The sequence below is a fragment of the Lentibacillus sp. genome (genome assembly GCF_035301675.1).
In the GTDB taxonomy this organism is placed as follows: domain Bacteria; phylum Bacillota; class Bacilli; order Bacillales; family Amphibacillaceae; genus Lentibacillus.
The window spans coordinates 45,062-63,126 of record NZ_DATGTT010000047.1; the positions used below are offsets into that span (position 1 = coordinate 45,062).

An 18,065-nucleotide genomic window follows, 5' to 3' on the forward strand; every position below is an offset into this window, starting at 1 on the left:
TTTAGCTAACAGCACATCTCTTTTACATTTTAAGGGTTTTTTAAGTATTTTACCACATATAATTATAAAGCGCCTTATCCTATAAAAGGATAGGCGCTTTTTGCTTTATGCGCTGTAATGCTCTTTGACGATATCGGCACAGCGTGAACATAATTCCGGATGGTCGTGATCACTTCCGATTGTTTCGGAAACGGTCCAGCAGCGTGAGCAAGTTTCACCGGGATGTTTTTCCACTTTTACATCAACATAACGGTGTTCCTTTGCATCTGAAGCATTTTCCGTTATCTCTGCTCCTGATACAATGAAAAGTTGATGCACATCGGAAATGCCATTAAGCACTTCTTTTGTTTTGCTGTCTTTCGGTACCACCGTAATTTTCGCTTCGAGTGATTTCCCGATAACTTTATCTTCCCTGGCTTCTTCCAGCGCTTTCAGAACATCATCACGGATGTTCATGAAGTGATCCCATTTTTCATTAAGTTGGTCGAATCCGGTGATTTCCCTCGGCTCCGGAATGTCAGTCAGCTGGACACTTTCCTCTTCCACGCCCGGGATATACTCCCACATTTCATCCGTCGTATGCGGGATGATGGGCGTTAAGAGTTTCACCAGAGTTGTCACAATTTCGTAGTAAGCAGTCTGGATACTCCGGCGGTGATGGTTATCTGCTGCCTCGATATATAAAATATCTTTAGCGAAATCAAGATAAAACGAACTCAAATCAACTGCACAGAAATTATGAATCTGTGAGTAAACAGGTGAATACTCATAAATGTCATAGTTATCTCTAACGTTCTTCACCAGGTTCTGCAGACGGTGCAGCATATAACGGTCGACCTCTTCCATTTCCGACTCAGAAACAGCGTCTTTAGCCGGATCAAAATCAGCCAGATTACCGAGCATAAAGCGGACCGTATTGCGGATTTTGCGGTAAGCTTCTGAAATTTGTTTCAGGATCTCCTGAGAAATCCGGACGTCTGCCTGATAGTCAACCGATGACACCCACAAACGCAGTATATCGATTCCAAGCTGCTTTTGGATTTTTAAGGGATCCATGACGTTGCCAAGTGATTTACTCATCTTTCGGCCGTTGCCATCCAATGTAAACCCATGGCTGACAATTGTTTTAAACGGCGCTTTTCCGGTAACTGCCACAGCCGTGGAAATCGATGAATTAAACCAGCCGCGGTACTGATCGCTTCCTTCCAGATAAACATCAGCTGGACGCCTGTGGTCTTCCCGGCCCATCAAAACAGCTTCATGAGAGGAACCTGAGTCAAACCAGACATCCATAATATCCGTTTCTTTTGTGAATTTGCCATTTGGACTATGCTCAGATGTAAATCCTTCAGGCAGGAGATCCTTTGCCTCCCGTTCAAACCAAACGTTCGAGCCATGCTCAGCAAATAATTTGGAGACATGTTCGACCGTCTCGTCGGTAATAATCGGCGTTTGATCCTCGGCATAAAATACCGGCATTGGCACACCCCATGACCGCTGCCGGGAAATACACCAATCCTCCCGGTCGCGCACCATGTTATAAAGACGTGTTTCACCCCAGGCAGGATACCAGTTAATCCGGTTGATCTCATCAAGAATATCCTGACGGAAATCCTTTATAGATGCAAACCATTGTGAAGTCGCACGGAAAATCGTCGGCTTTTTCGTACGCCAGTCATGCGGATATGAGTGTGTAATAAATGTCAGCTTCAACAATGACCCGGTCTCATCCAGCTTTTCAGTAATCGGTTTATTAGCTTTGTCATAAAACTCGCCTTCAAAGCCTGGCGCCTCATTGGTGAAGTAACCTTGATGGTCAACAGGTGACAATGGTTCAATTCCGTATTCCCGGGACATATAGAAGTCATCTTCGCCGTGTCCGGGTGCTGTGTGAACACACCCCGTACCGGCATCTGTTGTCACATGCTCTCCTAGCATTACAAGTGAATCACGGTCATAAAACGGATGTTTGGCAACGACTCTATCCGCTTCATCTCCTTTGAATGTTTTGATAACTTGCGGGTTATTCCACTCGAGTTCTTCGGTCATCATTTCCAGTAATTCATGCGCAACCACATATTTTTCACCATTGACAGCCACGACCGCATATTCCAATTCAGGGTGAACGGCAATACCCAGGTTTGCAGGTATTGTCCAAGGTGTTGTCGTCCATATGATGATTTTCTCGTCGCCATCGAGAACTCCTTTACCGTCTTTTACGTTAAATGCGACGTAAATAGAAGGTGACCGTTTATCATGGTACTCAATTTCCGCTTCTGCAAGGGCTGACTCAGAAGACGGTGACCAGTAAACAGGCTTTAGCCCCCGGTAGATATAACCCTTTTTGGCCATTTCACCAAACACTTTAATTTGGGCTGCTTCATAGTCTTTGGTCAGCGTAATATACGGATTATCCCAATCACCACGGACACCAAACTTCTTAAACTGATTACGTTGATTATCCAGCTGTCCCATAGCGTATTCGGCACACTTTTGCCGGAATTCGGCAATACTCATTTTTTTGCGGTCCACTTTTTTCTTTTTGGTCAGTGCGGTTTCAACCGGCAAACCATGTGTATCCCAGCCGGGCACATATGGCGTATGATAGCCGCTCATTGATCTGTACCGGGTAATAAAGTCTTTCAATATTTTGTTTAGTGCATGCCCAATATGCAGGTCGCCATTGGCATATGGTGGTCCGTCATGCAGAATGAACAGCGGACGGCCTTTTGTCCGTTCAAGATTCTTTTCATAAATTCGGTTTTCATCCCATATTTTCTGACGTTCAGGTTCTTTATTCGGCAAATTACCGCGCATCGGAAACTTCGTCTTAGGCATCAGTAACGTGTCTTTATAATCCACTGTTTATCCTCCTATTCATTTTGTAAAAAATTATTTTTTGTAATACGCATTGCTGTTAAAATCGCAGCCTGAATATACTTTGCGCACCTTAAGGTGACCGTGAACCTCCCCGGTCGAACTTCACTGTGGGGTCTCGCTTTGGCCATTGTGCCTGCAAGGGGTTTGCTGCACGTTATGCCGGATGAAAATATTACTTTGAGAAAACAGCCTGAAACTAAAAAGCCTTCTCATCCCCAAAAAGGGGCGAGAAGACTCGCGGTACCACCCTTATAAATTTAAAATCGCCTGTCGATTCATTGTAAATTCATCTCGAGATTCATAACGTGAATAAACCGTCCATCCCTACTGTACTTCAGAATGAATACTCGGGAGTGATGTTCAGAATGCATTGATGTATCAGGCTTCCACCGCCCCCTGATTCGCTGGACAAGCATACATCCATACTGTCTCCGTCATCATATAGCGTATTAATATAAGAGCATTATATGTAAAATATCATTAGACGTCAAGGTCTATGCCTTTGACCCTGCGTAATCAGGCATCTCTTCCGTTTGTTCATTTGTTTCCTCATTGGTTTCCTCATCGGTCTCCTCGTCGAATAGTTCTTCCCAATCGTTTGCGTCGATAACATCCAGCTGAGCTTCCACAAGCATTTTCAGACGGGTACGGAAGACTTTAGCCTGCTTTTTTAACCCCTCAACATCCATTTCTATTCTGCGGGATTTGTCTAACGCTTCATTAACAATCCTGTCAGCATTCTTCTCCGCCTCTTTAATGATCAGCTTTGATTCTTTCTGGGCATTTCCTTTTAATTCTTCAGCCGTTTCCTGTGCAATCAGAATTGAGTTATTCAGTGTCGTTTCAATATTCGTGAAATGTCCCAGCTTTTCATTCAACTGATCGACTTTTTCCTGTAAATCTTTTTTCTCACGGATCGCCATTTCATAATCTTTGATAACTTGATCCAAAAATTCATTTACCTCATCCTCGTCATATCCGCGAAAACTTCTTGTGAATTCCTTATTATGAATATCCAGTGGTGTTAATGCCACACAGGCCACCTCCTTAAGTAGTTTAACCGTTAAATATTACATTAGTTATGATAAGTTCATATTATATGTTATTTCGACAAAAAAGCCAAAAATCCTGCAAATTTGTTTAGATTATTTTAATAGTGCAGTTGTTATACTGACTTTATCCTTCTTTGTCCGCCCGTTGACCTCAACCAGCTTGCTTCTTCCTTTGCCCCGCAAAGAGAGCATATCACCGGCTTCCAGAATCAATTTGCGATCATCAGAAATTTTATAGTTCACCTTCACAAGACCCTTGGTAATCGATTCGGCTGCGTCTTTGCGGGACAGTTTATAAATCGCCTTTATAACAGCATCAAGCCGAAGTGAGGTCACAACCTGACTGGATTCGGCCCAATTGACATCCTGTTCCACAAGGAATGAAAGCGACCGTTCTTCCAGCCTGATTCTTGCCATTTTGATGGCGGTCAAGTTTGCCAGTACGAAAGGGGCGACTTCCTCAGCTATTACGATTTGAATAAGTCCGTTCTCAACCACGATGTCGCCCAGTTTTTTCCGTTTAATCCCTAACGATAAAAATGCTCCCATTACGTCGCGGTGTCCCAGTGACACAAATTTGTCATGATAGGATCCTTGCAGTAAAGTGAGCTGAAAAGATTCTTCCATCACTTCGTCGTACATTGGCGCAATGATTAGCCGCCGCCGCTCAGCATTATCACCGCCGCCACGTTTGTAAACCCTTAACTCTTCCATGCTTGTCCTGGCCAGTGTCTCGACAATTTGCTGCTCCCTTGGATCAAGGAAGTCCGTTCGTTTCATCCGGTAAGTTTTTTCAACATGGTCTATCCATGATAATGCCTGATCGATAAATGGGTGTTCCTCTTTCCTGTAATGCTGGTGAATTCCCATATATCTTCACCTATCAAAACCAGCTGAACAGAACAGGCAACCCGAACGCTCTGGCAAAATACAGGACAAAGATAGCCACAATCGGGGACAAATCGATCATTCCAAGCGGTGGTATGATTTTGCGGAAAGGTTCAAGATAAGGTTCGCATATTTTGGCCAAAAAGACGCCAAACGAGGATTCACGCGCACCCGGAAACCAGGACATGAATATATAAATAATCAAGGCAAAGCTGTAAAGCTCCAATGCCAAATATAAAAAACTGAGTAGTGATTGCATAGTCTGCTACCATCCTTTACTATATTCATCTTCTTCAGCAAGTGATTCAGTTATGGAACCTGATACATCGACATTATCCGCTGTACACAGAAATGCCCCGGCACCAATTTTTTGAATATCACCGTTGATCGCATACACAGTGCCACTCAAAAAATCTACAATCCGTTTTGCCTGCTGTTGATCAACACGCTGAAGATTAATGACGACTGCCCGCTTATTGACGACATTGTCGGCAATTTCCTGTGCCTCACTGTAATTGCGCGGTTCATACAGCACAACTTTGGATGTCGGCCCCTGCATACTTGTTAAACTGACAATATTCCCATTACTGCTCGACTGATGTGTCACCGGTTCATGATTCATTTCTTCGTGCTCCTCAACATACTCATAATCTTCTTCCATTGTAAAAAAGTTTTTAATTTTGTTCTTAATACTCATTATTTCACCCCGTTGTTAGGATCCGACCAAATCAGACCCGATTCGGATATGCGTGGCACCCTCTTCAACAGCAATCTGATAGTCATTGCTCATACCCATTGATAAGTACTCACATGGCGCATATGTAATGTTTTCGGCTTGAATGTTTTCCCTAAGCGAAGCCAATTGTCTGAAATTATTCCGCAACTGTTCCTCATCATCAATATGCGGTGCCATTGTCATCAGTCCCGCTATCCGGATATTGTTATACACTTCCAGTTCCCTGATAAATGACAGTGTATCCTCAGGTACAAACCCGTGTTTCGTTTCTTCACCGCTTACATTCACCTGAACGAAACAATCAACCGGCTTTGCGGCACGTTTATTTATTTCTTTGGCGAGCGACATCCTGTCCAATGAGTGAATGGCATCGACCTTACCGATCACCTCTTTAACTTTTCTGGACTGCAGCGTGCCGATAAAATGCCACGATGCGCTGTCTTGTATATTTTCGTGTTTTTCCAGAAAACCCTCCAGACGATTTTCGCCAAGGTTCGTAATTCCTGCTTCAATTGTTTCCTTTGCTCGCTCTATTGTAACATATTTCGTCACACCAATTATGGTTATTTCATCGAGATTCCGATTACTGTTTTTACAGGCTTGTTCAATATTTTGTCTGATACGGCTCAGATTTTCTGCTACATCCATTATACCCTTCGTCCTCCCCCATTCAATCATTTTTCGTAACCAATATAGCCCAGCATTCTGCCAGTTTCCCCTTGGTCACGCCGATGCGAGAAAAATAAATGATCGTCACGGAATGTGCAATAATTTGTTATATCTATATTATGACGCAAAATACCCTGTTGTAAAAGAATTTCTGCGTTTAATTGCTTTAGATCAAGCAAAAAACGATTATTTTCCTGAGCAGTAACCGTTTTTTCAAAAAACGCCTGCGGAATATGGCTTACAACCCGCTCATCCACCTCATAGACATCATGTGATATACTCGGACCAATGGTGACACGTATATCAACCGGATCGGCACCGGCTTTTTGCATTGTTTCGACCATCCGTTGCCCAATATGACTGACAGTCCCTTTCCAGCCGGCATGCGCAATACCAATGTATCCTGTCGATTGATCCAGGAAAAAGATGGGTACGCAATCAGCGAAAAAGGCAGTACATAATATGCCTTTTTGATTCGTGACCAAGCCGTCAGTCTGCTTTAATGATGTGTCATACGTTGTCGATCCTTTTCCTCTGTCACTCTCTGCTGTAAGATGAACGTTCGTCTCATGTGTCTGCTCGCCGGAAACCCAAGACCCTAATGGAAATTGAACGATATCCGCCAGCTTTCGTCTATTGGCAACCACATCTGCTGAATGATCAGGTACATGCAGACCAAGATTCAATGTATCAAAAGGCGGCGCTGACAGACCGCTGTTTCGCGTTGTGAAGCCTGCTTTAAGACCCGGAATCAGCTGTTGCCAATCTTCCAATTCTAAAGTGGATTCTGTCAGTGGCTGGAATGGTTCCGACATTTGCTTTCCTCCTAATCGGCGCTAAGTGCTTGTTCCATTCTACCATATTTCAGACATTATTCGAGTAATTCCTGTTCAGAATAAAGGGTAGGTGTTTTTACATCTTTGACCAAAATGACATCAGTGCCGATTACCTCTACATTGTTCCAGGGAATAATAAGCTCATCGGATTTTCCGAAAAACCCTGATTTTTTATCCTTTGCGATAAGTACCAGCGCTGTGATCCTGCCATTATCCCCATCAATTTCCAAATCGGAAAGTTGTCCTAACCGCCTGCCGTCATTCACCACAATAACTTCTTTTATTTGCAGTTCAGATAACGTTACCACAAGTCTCACCTGCCTCTTATTAGAGATTTATATGCAGGCAGATGAGTAAATTATTATATTTTCCATTTTTATTGATTGTCTTCGTCGGCTTGTTTCTCCGCCCTTTGGAAAAAATAGCACCAATGTTCGTGTGCGATGATTTTCAGGATAGCTTTACCTATGCTCGAAACTGTACCCCCACGAACTTCTCGATCTTTTTATAAAAAAAGACTCCAAATTGAATTTGGAGTCGATTACAGGAGCAATGATAGATGGTTGTACTTTTATTCGAACATTTCTTTGTTCATTTGGTCGATAGCTGCTTTTTCAAGCCGGGAAACCTGGGCCTGGGAGATACCGATTTCATCAGCCACTTCCATTTGGGTTTTCCCTTGAAAAAAACGTTTATTTAAGATTGTATTTTCACGTTCATTAAGCTGATACATTCCCTCTTTCAGTGAAAGTTTATCAACCCAGAGTGAATCTTTGTCTTTGTCATCACTCAATTGATCCATGACGTAGATTGGGTCGCCGCCATCATTATAAATTGGTTCGAATAGTGACACCGGATCCTGAATGGCATCCATTGCAAAAACAATATCGGAATGGTCGACATCCATTTCCTTGGCTATCTCCATTGCTGTCGGTTCTTTGGATGTTTTACTGATTAATTTTTCCCTGACTTGAAGGGCTTTATAAGCGGTATCCCGCAAAGATCTCGATACCCTGATTGGATTGTTGTCACGCAGGTATCGTCTTATTTCACCTATGATCATCGGTACAGCATAGGTGGAAAATTTCACATTGTGTCCTAAATCAAAATTATCAATTGATTTCATAAGTCCAATACAGCCAACTTGAAATAAATCATCACCATATTCACCACGATTATTGAAGCGCTGAATAACACTTAATACGAGACGTAAATTCCCGTTGACCAGCTCTTCCCTTGCTGTTATATCACCAGCCTGCATTCGTTTAAATAATTCACGCATTTCGTTGTTTTTCAGGACAGGTAATTTTGATGTATCAACTCCGCATATTTCTACTTTATGTTTTGTCATGTTCTACCCTCCCGGTTGGAGATGCTGTTCATGAGCAGTATCTCCCCGTAGGAGGTTTTTTATGCAATGCGATAAGTCATATAAACGTCCTCAACATGGCTGTAATTCACGCCAGAGTAAGTCAAACCATTTTATTAAATTCTTTTTGCAGCCGTCTTATAATTTTTTTCTCCAAACGTGAAATATAGGATTGCGAAATACCCAGCATATCGGCCACATCTTTTTGTGTTTTCTCTTCCTGGCCGATCAGACCAAAGCGAAGCTCCATAATCTGTTTTTCGCGGGGATTCAGCTGTGATAACGCATTTTTCAATAAATGCTTATCAACATTTGTTTCAATATCTCTGGTTATTATATCTTCATCTGTTCCCATTACATCCGAGAGCAATAATTCATTGCCATCCCAATCAATATTCAACGGTTCATCAAAAGATATTTCCGACTTAAGTTTATTATTTCTTCTCAGATACATTAATATTTCATTTTCAATGCATCTTGAGGCATATGTAGCGAGTTTTATTTTCTTTTCAGGATTAAAAGTATTGACTGCCTTGATCAGTCCGATCGTTCCGATACTGATCAGATCTTCAATATTAATGCCGGTGTTTTCAAATTTACGGGCAATATAAACAACAAGACGCAGATTTCGTTCAATAAGCATTGCTCTGGCTGATTTATCACCTTTAGGAAGGAGTTCAAGCAGCCGTCGCTCTTCCTCCTTGGATAAAGGTGGCGGAAGTGCTTCACTGCCCCCGATGTAATAAATCTCATCTGTTTTGAAGCCCAATTTAAACAGTATTTTATACCACCATAAACGCAAACGAAGTCTTAATAGTTTCAAATCAAGTCGCTCCTTTTCAGATTATTGTCATCATTTACTGGAATAAAGATACGGCAAAAACTATATGTCACGTTAAGCCGAAACGGATGTACCCAATTTGATGATTTGCGGATGCAACAGACAATGATATGATTGGTCTTTTGTCAAATTCGCAAATTGGATACCGATCAGTACCTTACGTGCTACAATTTCCCTTTCTTCATAAATAATTGTGACCTTATCAGGCTTAATCGCCAACATAAACGTACGGTTTCCTTCAACACCCTGAAACGGAACAATTTGGATTCTGTTTTCCCACTCATCAGGAACCCCCCCAAAATCAAGTGTGTCATGAGCTGTCTCCAGCATCTTCCATTCCTCTTCTGTAAACCATTGTTTTAAAAAATACTCGTCACAAATAATGACCGGCTTTTTAGTTAATGGGTCCGTCAGCTGATTACCACTGTCGATGTAAGCTGTCGTTGATTTACTTGTTTGCTGAAATTGGATCGTGGTCGGACATAATTGGTCATAACGGATTTTTTCTGCTGCGTGCTTGTCCATGCGGGACTTAGTGAAATACCAAATGATCGGGAAGCCAATGACAACAAACAGCCAACTGATCGGATCACCATAACCGCCGCTAAATGTCAAAACCCCACTTGAAGAAACACCAACGGGGTTTTGGAATAGAAAGTGTATTGCGATCAATCCACCCCCTATGGAGAAAGTTGTGAAATAAAATAAGAGCAGTAATTTGACCATCTGATAGATTGAATAAATGCGAAAGCTGCATAAAATAATGATGATTGAATACATCAGCTTTCCTATCAGACTTGTAAAAAAAGAATCGGGATAATAAATGGACAGCGGGACCAATAGTGAAGCCACAAACGCACCGAATACGATTCTCAGCCTTCTTGTGCTGTCTTTTGCCAGAGCTTGTGTGAGCATCAGTAACATCATATCCAAACAAAAGTTCAGCAGCCAGACAGCATCCAGATAAATGGTCACACTCAGTTCTTCCTTTCCTGAAAAAATCCCTTAACGGAAAGTATAGTGGTATTGAACAGCAAAGTCTGTCATTTCGTGAAGGGTTAATGGGGCTAATTTTAACTACTTATCAGCTAATTTGTCATAAAAAGGCTTTCAACAGTCTAAACTCTGTGAAGCTATAATATTGTTTCAGATCAAGACGCTCTTTTATCTTAAAGCAGCTATCAATACGAATGTTCAAAAAACAAAGGCTATTTTCTAATAGTATATTGTCTTTGACACAAAATTCATATATTGCGATGTAGTGAAAGTTCTCATTAATGAGGCGTGCTTTCATTTTGACTACCATGAAGTGCCGGATTCGCTCCAGCTGCGCTGGAGCCGGACGTGGCAATTTTTGATAAAGCATTCGTAGAGCAAAAAAAAGCAACCAGACTAAATCTGATTGCTTCTTCAAAATTTATTAACCTATTAATTGTCACGGTTGCGGTTGCGATTCCGCAGAAATGTAGGGATGTCCAATTCATCATCCTGTGTATTCGGACGATTTTGCTGGTTTTGTGCCTGTTCACGCTCACGCGGCGGCTCTTCAGAAGTACGTGTTGCTGCTTGCTGGTTTTGATTGATAACGGGACGCTGACGCGGCTGATTATCTGCCTTTTGACTCTCATCAAAGCCTGTTGCAATGACGGTTACAATAATTTCGTCTTTCAGGTTTTCGTTAATAACCGAACCAAAGATTACATTCACTTCGTCATCCGCGGCAGAAGTGACAAGATCGGCAGATTCCTGAACTTCATAAAGACTCAAATTTGAACCGCCTGTGATATTCATCAGAATACCATGTGCACCATCAATGGATGTTTCCAAAAGTGGCGATGAGATTGCTTTTTTGGCAGCCTCGGCTGCACGGTTTTCACCTGTGGCGATACCGATGCCCATCAAGGCAGAGCCCTTATCAAACATAATGGTTTTTACGTCAGCGAAGTCTACGTTGATCAAACCAGGTTTTGCAATCAGGTCTGATATACCTTGTACACCTTGACGCAAAACATTATCTGCTTCACGGAAGGCTTCAAGCATTGGCGTATTCTTATCTACAATTTCCAGAAGGCGATCATTCGGGATAACAATCAGCGTATCAACACTCGATTTTAGTGAATCAATTCCTGAACCTGCCTGTGTTGACCTCTTTTTGCCTTCAAATGTGAATGGACGTGTTACAACACCCACTGTCAAAGCTCCAAGCTCTTTAGCTATTTGGGCGATAACAGGCGCCGCACCTGTACCGGTTCCGCCCCCCATACCGGCTGTAACGAAAATCATGTCTGCTCCTTGGAGGACCTCTTCCAACTGTTCCTTATTTTCTTCAGCAGCTTTTCTGCCAACTTCCGGATTTGCCCCGGCCCCCAGTCCGCGTGTCAATTTTCCGCCGACCTGGAGTTTAGTTTCTGCCTTTGACAGATCCAAAGCTTGTGCATCTGTGTTGACAGCAATGAACTCAACACCTTCAACACCATGTTCAATCATGCGGTTAACGGCATTACTGCCGCCGCCTCCAACTCCAATAACTTTTATTGTTGCCAGTTGATCCATATTCGTTTCAAACTCTAACATACATCTGTTCCTCCTATTATGCTGAATTACGACGTGTTAATTTCTATACTCTGATACCCGGATGTAACCAAAAAACGCATTAAAAAAACATGTCAAACATTTCACTTAATTAATCAAAGAAATATTTAAACAAATTCGCGATTCCCGATTCTTTTTTCTTGGTTTTAACCGGTGCATCCGAACCACCTGATTTTTTAGCGCGCTTCGGCTTCGCTTCACCTTCAAAGTCTGCTACAGAAGTTAAAAGTTCTTTTCCCTGTATTTTCGCATTGCGATAGGCAAATTGCAAGATTCCCACACCAGCAATAAACTGTGGTTCCCTTACACCTATGTAGTCAGGAATTGCAACACGGACGTTCGACTGAAATAAATCCTGTGCAAGTTCCATAACACCTGGCATTTTCATTGTACCACCCGTCAAAACATATCCACCAGGTAATTGCTGGTAACCCATTCGGCGTATTTCCCGTTCTGCATATGCATAGATTTCTTCCAGTCTTGCTTCAATCATGTCGGAGATTTGCAGCTGGTTATACGTTTCACGATGATTGCTACCGATAATGGACGCTTCAAAAGTTTCGTCTTCCTGAGCATCATTATAGAACGCGTGACCATAGTTCAGCTTAATATCTTCTGCTTCCTCAGTTGACGTCCTTAATCCAATGGACAGGTCTTTTGTTATGTTATCCCCACCCAATGGAATAGAGCTGGTTCCGGCCAAATGATCGTTTTCAAAAACTGAGACTGTCGTGGAACCTCCACCAATGTCTATTAAGGTAACACCAAGATTTTTCTCATCGTTGGATAGCGCAACAGTGCCAGCAGCAATAGGCTGCAGACAAATATCAGAAATCTGCAGATTGGCTCGTTCCACACACTTCAGCAAGTTATGTAAAACGGTTTTGGAACATGTAATGATCGTTCCTTCCATTTCAAGTCTCACACCAATCATGCCGCGCGGATCGGTTATCTCATCGAGGCCATCGACAATAAACTGTTTTGGTATAACATCAACAATCTCCCGCTCCGGTGGAATGGAGACGACTTGTGCTCCATCAATCACCCGTGTGATATCCTCGTCACCGATTTCCCGGTTTTCACTCTGAACGGCTACAACACCATGACAGGGCTGCAATTGTATTTGATTCCCGTTAACACCCACTACGACACTGTCAATTTGCATACCTACCATTCGTTCAGCCTGTTCCACCGCATTCCGTATCGATTGAACAGTTTGGTCAATATCAACAATTGCACCTTTTTTCATGCCATTCGAATTTGCAGTACCGACTCCTATAATATTCAGAGAGTCGTTCAAAACTTCGCCAATTATCACTTTGATTTTTGATGTACCTATATCAAGACTCACTAGTATTTCGCTGTTGTTCAAGGAAAGGCACCTCCTGATTCAGAAGCATCTGATATATTGCCTTTTTATTAAATCAGATGGTTTTTTCTCTTTTATTCTATTAAAGCCTATAATCTCTTATTTTAAAGGAATTAGCAAAAAAAGAAAATATATATTGGGTAATTCGATTAAAAAATCGTTAATCCTTTTATTTTCGCGATTTTATTCAGGAAATTATCTATTCTTCATTTTCGTTGCCGGATTCTTCTTCCTCAGAGTTATTCTCCTCCGAAGTGGCGAATTCCTCAAAATAGGCACCGGCACCAATATGTATAATCCCTTTGCTTTCCTTATCCAGCTGTGAAACGATTGATGGATAAACACTCATATTATCGGCAAAATCTCTGATGGTGCCGTCAACTATATATCCATCATTCATATACAACTTGATTTTACGTTCATTATCATCACTCGGCTGCCAATGGATTTCCGATATCAGTTCCAAAATGCTTTTCGGCAGTTTTTTCAGTTCCTGAGTCATTGCCTTCAAATACTCATCATCTGAAAAACCGATCAGCAATGGGGCTTCACCGCCTGTTGCCTTCTGTTCCAAATCTTTAAGAACTTTACCATTTCCCAATATGGGATAATAGCTATCATTTTGTACTGCATAGCCGACGTGATTGAATTCAGTAATATTGATATCGACTGTCCAGGGAAGCTTCGCGTTAACGTCAGCTTCATCAATTACCGGGTTTTCTTTTATAACCCGTATTGCTTCAGCCTCATTAACTGTCCATATATTCTTGCCTTTGGCAATACCGCTTTGCTCAATCACCCTTTCATCCGATACAAATGAGTTGCCGGAAACCGTAATTGTTCTCACATGACTTAGCGGTGACTGAAGATAAACAATTATGGAAATTAACAAGAAAAAAATAGAAAGGTAAAATATGAGACGGCGATTTGCCTTCTTTTTACGTTCCTGTTTCAACGTTGGTATACGATCTTCAATTGAAACTACATTCTTTTTCCCCATTTCTATTCTTCCCTTATCTTAACGTTATAAATTGCTTAGAAAACGGCTGATCCCAAGCTCTAATGACGAAAGCTCTAGTTGCACTTATGCCATAAAAAAGTAATTATACTTTCTTAATTGCCAAGAAGAAAACGGCACCTGTCAATGCCGTTTTCCGACTGTTATTTGGATTATATCACACATTTCGTATGAATACGTAGTAAACTTGTCCCATATTCAAAAATTTTTGCCCAAAGCGGGCTAAATTTTTGAATACCTGCTGATATTCAGTAAAATACCCGCCGAACAAAGTGTTAATGTTAATGATGAACCGCCGTAGCTTAAAAACGGCAGTGTTATGCCCGTAACCGGAATCAGACCGATCACGACACTGATATTAATCATCACCTGAATAGTCAGCATAGATACGATACCGAGTGCCAAAAAGCGTCCATAAGCATCCGGTGCTTCGAGTGCCGCTTTCATACCGCGCCAAAACAGAAGCGCAAACAGCACTATTACAAAAGTGCCGCCTAAAAATCCAAGTTCCTCGCCGATGATAGCGAATATAAAATCGTTTTGCGGTTCAGGCAAGTAAAAGTATTTTTGAATACTTTCCCCTAAACCAAGTCCCATCAAACCTCCTGGTCCGATAGCATACAATGATTGGATAATCTGGAAACCATCCCCTAATGGATCCTCCCACGGATTGATAAATGCAGTTATCCGGCTGATACGATACGGTGCTGATAATATCAGCAGCAGAAACCCGACAAGACCTACAGCAGCCAGTCCAAAAAAATGGAGTAATCTGGCCCCGGCAATATAAATCATCACCATACACGTCCCCACCAGCACAACACCAGTACCGAGATCGGGCTGAAGCATTATAAGTCCAAATGCCGTAAATACTAAAACAAGCGATGGTAAAAAGCCTTTTTTAAAAGACGTGATATATTTTTGCTGGACGGACAAGTATACTGCCAGGAAGATGATTAGACCAAGTTTCATAAATTCAGATGGCTGGACACTGAATGCACCAATGCCAATCCAGCTTTGAGCCCCGCCGCGTACCATACCGACTCCCGGAATTAGCACGGCCACTAAGAGCAAAAAACAGATAAACAAAATGATTTTGCTGTATTGTTTCCACGTGCTGTAAGGGATCGCCATAAAAAAGAACATTCCAACAAGCCCTACACCGCAAAACAACAGCTGGCGTTTGAGGTAAAAAAATTGGTCCGCATACTTATATTCGGCCCAGACATATGACGAACTGTAAACCATAACAGCGCCGACAACCAACAGCAGTAATATAACAGCCAATAGAGTGTAGTCCGGTGCATAGCGAATTTTAAACGACTTTCGAAACAAAAAAACACCCCGTTTCCAGATTGGTTGGAAGAGGGGCTTTAATTCGTAATGAAAATAGTGACATCCAGCTGAAGTACTAAAGCTGCAACATGGCATACATTATTGCAGTGGACAAGCCCCTACAATAGTGTATGCACAGCTTTTATAAACATGTCACCCCGTTCCTCAAATGTTCGGTACTGATCCCAGCTTGCACAGGCAGGGGACAGCAGTATGACATCCTTATGCTCCGACATTTGATATGCCTGGTTGACAGCATCATTCATACTGCCGGCCATTTTTATGGCGGAAACTTCCGCTTCAAGTGCTGTCCGCTTAAGTTTATCCTGTGTTTCACCGATCAGCACAACGCCTTTCACATTCTTCAAATAGGGTTTTAAATCATCAAACTCATTTCCGCGGTCAAGCCCTCCTGCAATCAGGATGACAGGCTGTTTAAATGAAGATAACGCTTTTTGAGCCGCGAGCATATTTGTTGCTTTAGAATCATTATAAAACAACCGTCCATGAAAATTGCCAACGAATTGAAGCCTATGTCTGACCCCTGAAAAATTCGTCAGCACACTGTGTATGCCTTTATTCGCAGCACCACTCAATTTTGCTGCACAGATGGCAGCTAGGATATTTTCCAGATTATGATCGCCTGTCAGTGCAATGTCCTTCTTTTCAATTACTTTTTCGTTTTTAAAATAGAGGTTATTCCCATCTGTCCACGCGCCGTTTTCCAATCTATTTTTTAGTGAAAATGGAATTTTGATTGATTTTGCAGTTGTGACAGCTTCTGTCACAGTTGGATTGTCCGCGTTATAGATAAGATAATCATCAGCTGTCTGATTGGCGAATATATTGCATTTAGCATTTTTGTAATTCTCAAACGTTTTATGGTAATCAAGATGTGCCTCAAAAATATTTAGCAGCACAGCTATTTTCGGTTTAAATGTTTTGACACCCATTAATTGAAAGGAGGATAGCTCCAGAACCATTTTTTCGTCTTTTTTCAAAGATTGAGCAACCTCTACTGCTACATGACCAATATTCCCGGCAATTTGTGCTCCCTGATTACTTGCCCTCAGCATCTCGGTCGTCAGTGTTGTTGTCGTTGTTTTGCCATTGGAACCGGTTATCCCGATCATAGCTGTTTCTGACAGATTGCCGGCTAGTTCTATCTCGGTAATAATTGGAATATCACGTCTGCTTGCTTCCTGCAGCAGAGGTGTATCATAAGGTATTCCCGGATTTTTAACGATAATTTCCATTCCATCCAACACAGAAAGCGGATGGGAACCGGTAATCACTTCAGCACCCATTGATTTCAATTCATCCACAGCGTCATCAGTATCGCTGGCATTTTTATCATTCACACGGATATTTTTGCCATTTTGCAGTAACAGCCTGGCTGCAGCTGTACCACTTTTTGCCAGCCCCAGCACAAGTATATGAGCATAAGGAAAATTTCTTAATTCTTTCAAACTATCCACACCTCTATATAAACACCGAGCGCCGCAAACACCAGACCTACAAGCCAAAACGTGGTTACAACACGCCATTCAGACCACCCGAGCAGCTCATAATGATGGTGAAGCGGGCTCATTTTAAATATTCTCTTGCCGGTTGCCTTATAGGATATAACCTGAATAATGACCGAAAGCGTCTCAATGACAAAAACCCCGCCGATAATAACCAGAATGATTTCCAGCTTTGTCAAAATCGCTATAGCGGCAAGACTCCCCCCTAAAGCCAATGATCCCGTATCACCCATAAATACCTTGGCTGGGTGTGCATTGAATACGAGAAAACCCAGCAGTGCACCTACTGCCGCCAGTGAAAAGATGGTTATCTCATTTTGCGGAAAACCGTACCATGCCAGAATGCCAAAAGCACCAAACGCTATGGCTGCGGTACCGGCAAGCAAGCCATCCAGTCCATCCGTTAAGTTCACGGCATTGGATGCGCCAACCAGCATAAATACAGTCAGCAATGCATACCCCCAGCCGAGCTCCCATTGTATGGATGTACCCGGAATTTGAATGTAGGTGGCATAATCGTTATAGTGTAAAATAAAATAAAAAATAAACGCAATAACTAATTGGCCTGCCATCTTCTGTTTTGATGTCAGTCCGAGATTCCGCTTCATGGCCACTTTAATAAAGTCATCCATAAAACCCAATAATCCATATCCAACCATGACAAAAATAAGCAGCCACAACTCATAGCCGATCGATCCAGCACTATATTTGCTAACCATAATAATTGCAGTTGCAACAACACTGATGACAATCATAATACCGCCCATTGTCGGGGTCCCCGTTTTCTTAATATGTGATTTCGGACCTTCGTCTCTGATGCTTTGCCCAAACTTCAAACGTCGTAAAAAAGGGATGAAAATTGGTGATGAAAGGACGGTAATCAGAAAGGCTATTGCGATTGTCATGATTAATACGTACATATTCACTATTTCTCCTCCTCTTGAAGCAACCGTC

17 protein-coding genes and 1 other annotated feature are annotated in these 18,065 nt (G+C 42.0%); all 17 genes read right to left on the reverse strand.

Annotation, left to right across the window (positions count from 1 at the left end):
- Positions 1-105: 105 nt before the first annotated feature.
- Positions 106-2,862 (reverse strand): isoleucine--tRNA ligase, encoded by a 2,757-nt coding sequence (ileS, locus tag VK097_RS07095; RefSeq protein ID WP_324211107.1) that lies wholly within the window; start codon positions 2,860-2,862, stop codon positions 106-108.
- A gap of 236 nt (positions 2,863-3,098) precedes the next feature.
- Positions 3,099-3,327 (reverse strand) — a binding site (T-box leader).
- Positions 3,328-3,374: 47 nt separating this feature from the next.
- Positions 3,375-3,914: a DivIVA domain-containing protein gene (locus tag VK097_RS07100; protein WP_324211108.1), complete on the reverse strand. Its 540-nt coding sequence runs from the start codon at positions 3,912-3,914 to the stop codon at positions 3,375-3,377.
- 111 nt (positions 3,915-4,025) lie between these two features.
- Positions 4,026-4,802, reverse strand: a complete 777-nt coding sequence (locus VK097_RS07105) for a YlmH family RNA-binding protein (protein WP_324211109.1) — start codon at positions 4,800-4,802, stop codon at positions 4,026-4,028.
- 13 nt (positions 4,803-4,815) lie between these two features.
- Positions 4,816-5,079 carry a YggT family protein gene (locus tag VK097_RS07110; protein WP_324211110.1) on the reverse strand — a complete coding sequence of 88 codons (264 nt, stop codon included), beginning with the start codon at positions 5,077-5,079 and terminating at the stop codon, positions 4,816-4,818.
- 6 nt (positions 5,080-5,085) lie between these two features.
- Positions 5,086-5,517 carry a cell division protein SepF gene (locus VK097_RS07115; RefSeq protein ID WP_324211111.1) on the reverse strand — a complete coding sequence of 144 codons (432 nt, stop codon included), beginning with the start codon at positions 5,515-5,517 and terminating at the stop codon, positions 5,086-5,088.
- 15 nt (positions 5,518-5,532) lie between these two features.
- Positions 5,533-6,204, reverse strand: a complete 672-nt coding sequence (locus tag VK097_RS07120) for a YggS family pyridoxal phosphate-dependent enzyme (RefSeq protein WP_324211112.1) — start codon at positions 6,202-6,204, stop codon at positions 5,533-5,535.
- Positions 6,205-6,230: 26 nt separating this feature from the next.
- A complete protein-coding gene (pgeF, locus tag VK097_RS07125; protein ID WP_324211113.1) occupies positions 6,231-7,040 on the reverse strand; it encodes a peptidoglycan editing factor PgeF in 810 nt (269 codons plus the stop codon).
- A gap of 56 nt (positions 7,041-7,096) precedes the next feature.
- On the reverse strand, positions 7,097-7,369 hold the full coding sequence (locus tag VK097_RS07130; RefSeq protein WP_324211114.1) for a YlmC/YmxH family sporulation protein: 273 nt from the start codon (positions 7,367-7,369) through the stop codon (positions 7,097-7,099).
- Positions 7,370-7,632: 263 nt separating this feature from the next.
- Positions 7,633-8,412, reverse strand: a complete 780-nt coding sequence (gene sigG, locus VK097_RS07135) for an RNA polymerase sporulation sigma factor SigG (protein ID WP_324211115.1) — start codon at positions 8,410-8,412, stop codon at positions 7,633-7,635.
- A 121-nt stretch (positions 8,413-8,533) separates the two neighbouring features.
- Entirely contained in the window at positions 8,534-9,253 is a 720-nt protein-coding gene (gene sigE / locus VK097_RS07140) for an RNA polymerase sporulation sigma factor SigE (protein ID WP_324211116.1), read from the reverse strand.
- 72 nt (positions 9,254-9,325) lie between these two features.
- Positions 9,326-10,246, reverse strand: a complete 921-nt coding sequence (gene spoIIGA / locus VK097_RS07145) for a sigma-E processing peptidase SpoIIGA (RefSeq protein ID WP_324211117.1) — start codon at positions 10,244-10,246, stop codon at positions 9,326-9,328.
- Positions 10,247-10,699: 453 nt separating this feature from the next.
- Complete coding sequence (gene ftsZ, locus VK097_RS07150; protein ID WP_324211118.1) at positions 10,700-11,845, reverse strand: cell division protein FtsZ; 1,146 nt, start codon at positions 11,843-11,845, stop codon at positions 10,700-10,702.
- 109 nt (positions 11,846-11,954) lie between these two features.
- The gene (gene ftsA, locus VK097_RS07155) at positions 11,955-13,235 is read right to left on the reverse strand and encodes a cell division protein FtsA (protein WP_324211119.1); all 1,281 of its coding nucleotides are present in this window, start codon (positions 13,233-13,235) and stop codon (positions 11,955-11,957) included.
- Between the two features lie 196 nt (positions 13,236-13,431).
- Positions 13,432-14,232, reverse strand: coding sequence for a cell division protein FtsQ/DivIB (locus VK097_RS07160; RefSeq protein WP_324211120.1), 801 nt, complete (start codon positions 14,230-14,232; stop codon positions 13,432-13,434).
- Positions 14,233-14,472: 240 nt separating this feature from the next.
- Positions 14,473-15,585 carry a stage V sporulation protein E gene (spoVE, locus tag VK097_RS07165; protein ID WP_324211121.1) on the reverse strand — a complete coding sequence of 371 codons (1,113 nt, stop codon included), beginning with the start codon at positions 15,583-15,585 and terminating at the stop codon, positions 14,473-14,475.
- A 119-nt stretch (positions 15,586-15,704) separates the two neighbouring features.
- Positions 15,705-17,054 (reverse strand): UDP-N-acetylmuramoyl-L-alanine--D-glutamate ligase, encoded by a 1,350-nt coding sequence (gene murD, locus VK097_RS07170; RefSeq protein ID WP_324211122.1) that lies wholly within the window; start codon positions 17,052-17,054, stop codon positions 15,705-15,707.
- Complete coding sequence (gene mraY, locus VK097_RS07175; RefSeq protein WP_414672165.1) at positions 17,051-18,031, reverse strand: phospho-N-acetylmuramoyl-pentapeptide-transferase; 981 nt, start codon at positions 18,029-18,031, stop codon at positions 17,051-17,053. The genes murD and mraY overlap by 4 nt, the downstream gene beginning before the upstream one ends.
- Between the last annotated feature and the right edge of the window lie 34 nt (positions 18,032-18,065).

Excerpts from the sequence above, each read along its gene's own strand:
- VK097_RS07105 (WP_324211109.1), bottom strand. The coding sequence starts at position 4,802 with ATGGGAATTCACCAGCATTACAGGAAAGAGGAACACCCATTTATCGAT.
- ftsZ (WP_324211118.1), bottom strand. The coding sequence starts at position 11,845 with ATGTTAGAGTTTGAAACGAATATGGATCAACTGGCAACAATAAAAGTT.
- sigG (WP_324211115.1), bottom strand. The coding sequence starts at position 8,412 with ATGACAAAACATAAAGTAGAAATATGCGGAGTTGATACATCAAAATTA.
- VK097_RS07160 (WP_324211120.1), bottom strand. The coding sequence starts at position 14,232 with ATGGGGAAAAAGAATGTAGTTTCAATTGAAGATCGTATACCAACGTTG.
- pgeF (WP_324211113.1), bottom strand. The coding sequence starts at position 7,040 with ATGTCGGAACCATTCCAGCCACTGACAGAATCCACTTTAGAATTGGAA.
- VK097_RS07110 (WP_324211110.1), bottom strand. The coding sequence starts at position 5,079 with ATGCAATCACTACTCAGTTTTTTATATTTGGCATTGGAGCTTTACAGC.
- mraY (WP_414672165.1), bottom strand. The coding sequence starts at position 18,031 with ATGTACGTATTAATCATGACAATCGCAATAGCCTTTCTGATTACCGTC.
- VK097_RS07115 (WP_324211111.1), bottom strand. The coding sequence starts at position 5,517 with ATGAGTATTAAGAACAAAATTAAAAACTTTTTTACAATGGAAGAAGAT.
- VK097_RS07120 (WP_324211112.1), bottom strand. The coding sequence starts at position 6,204 with ATGGATGTAGCAGAAAATCTGAGCCGTATCAGACAAAATATTGAACAA.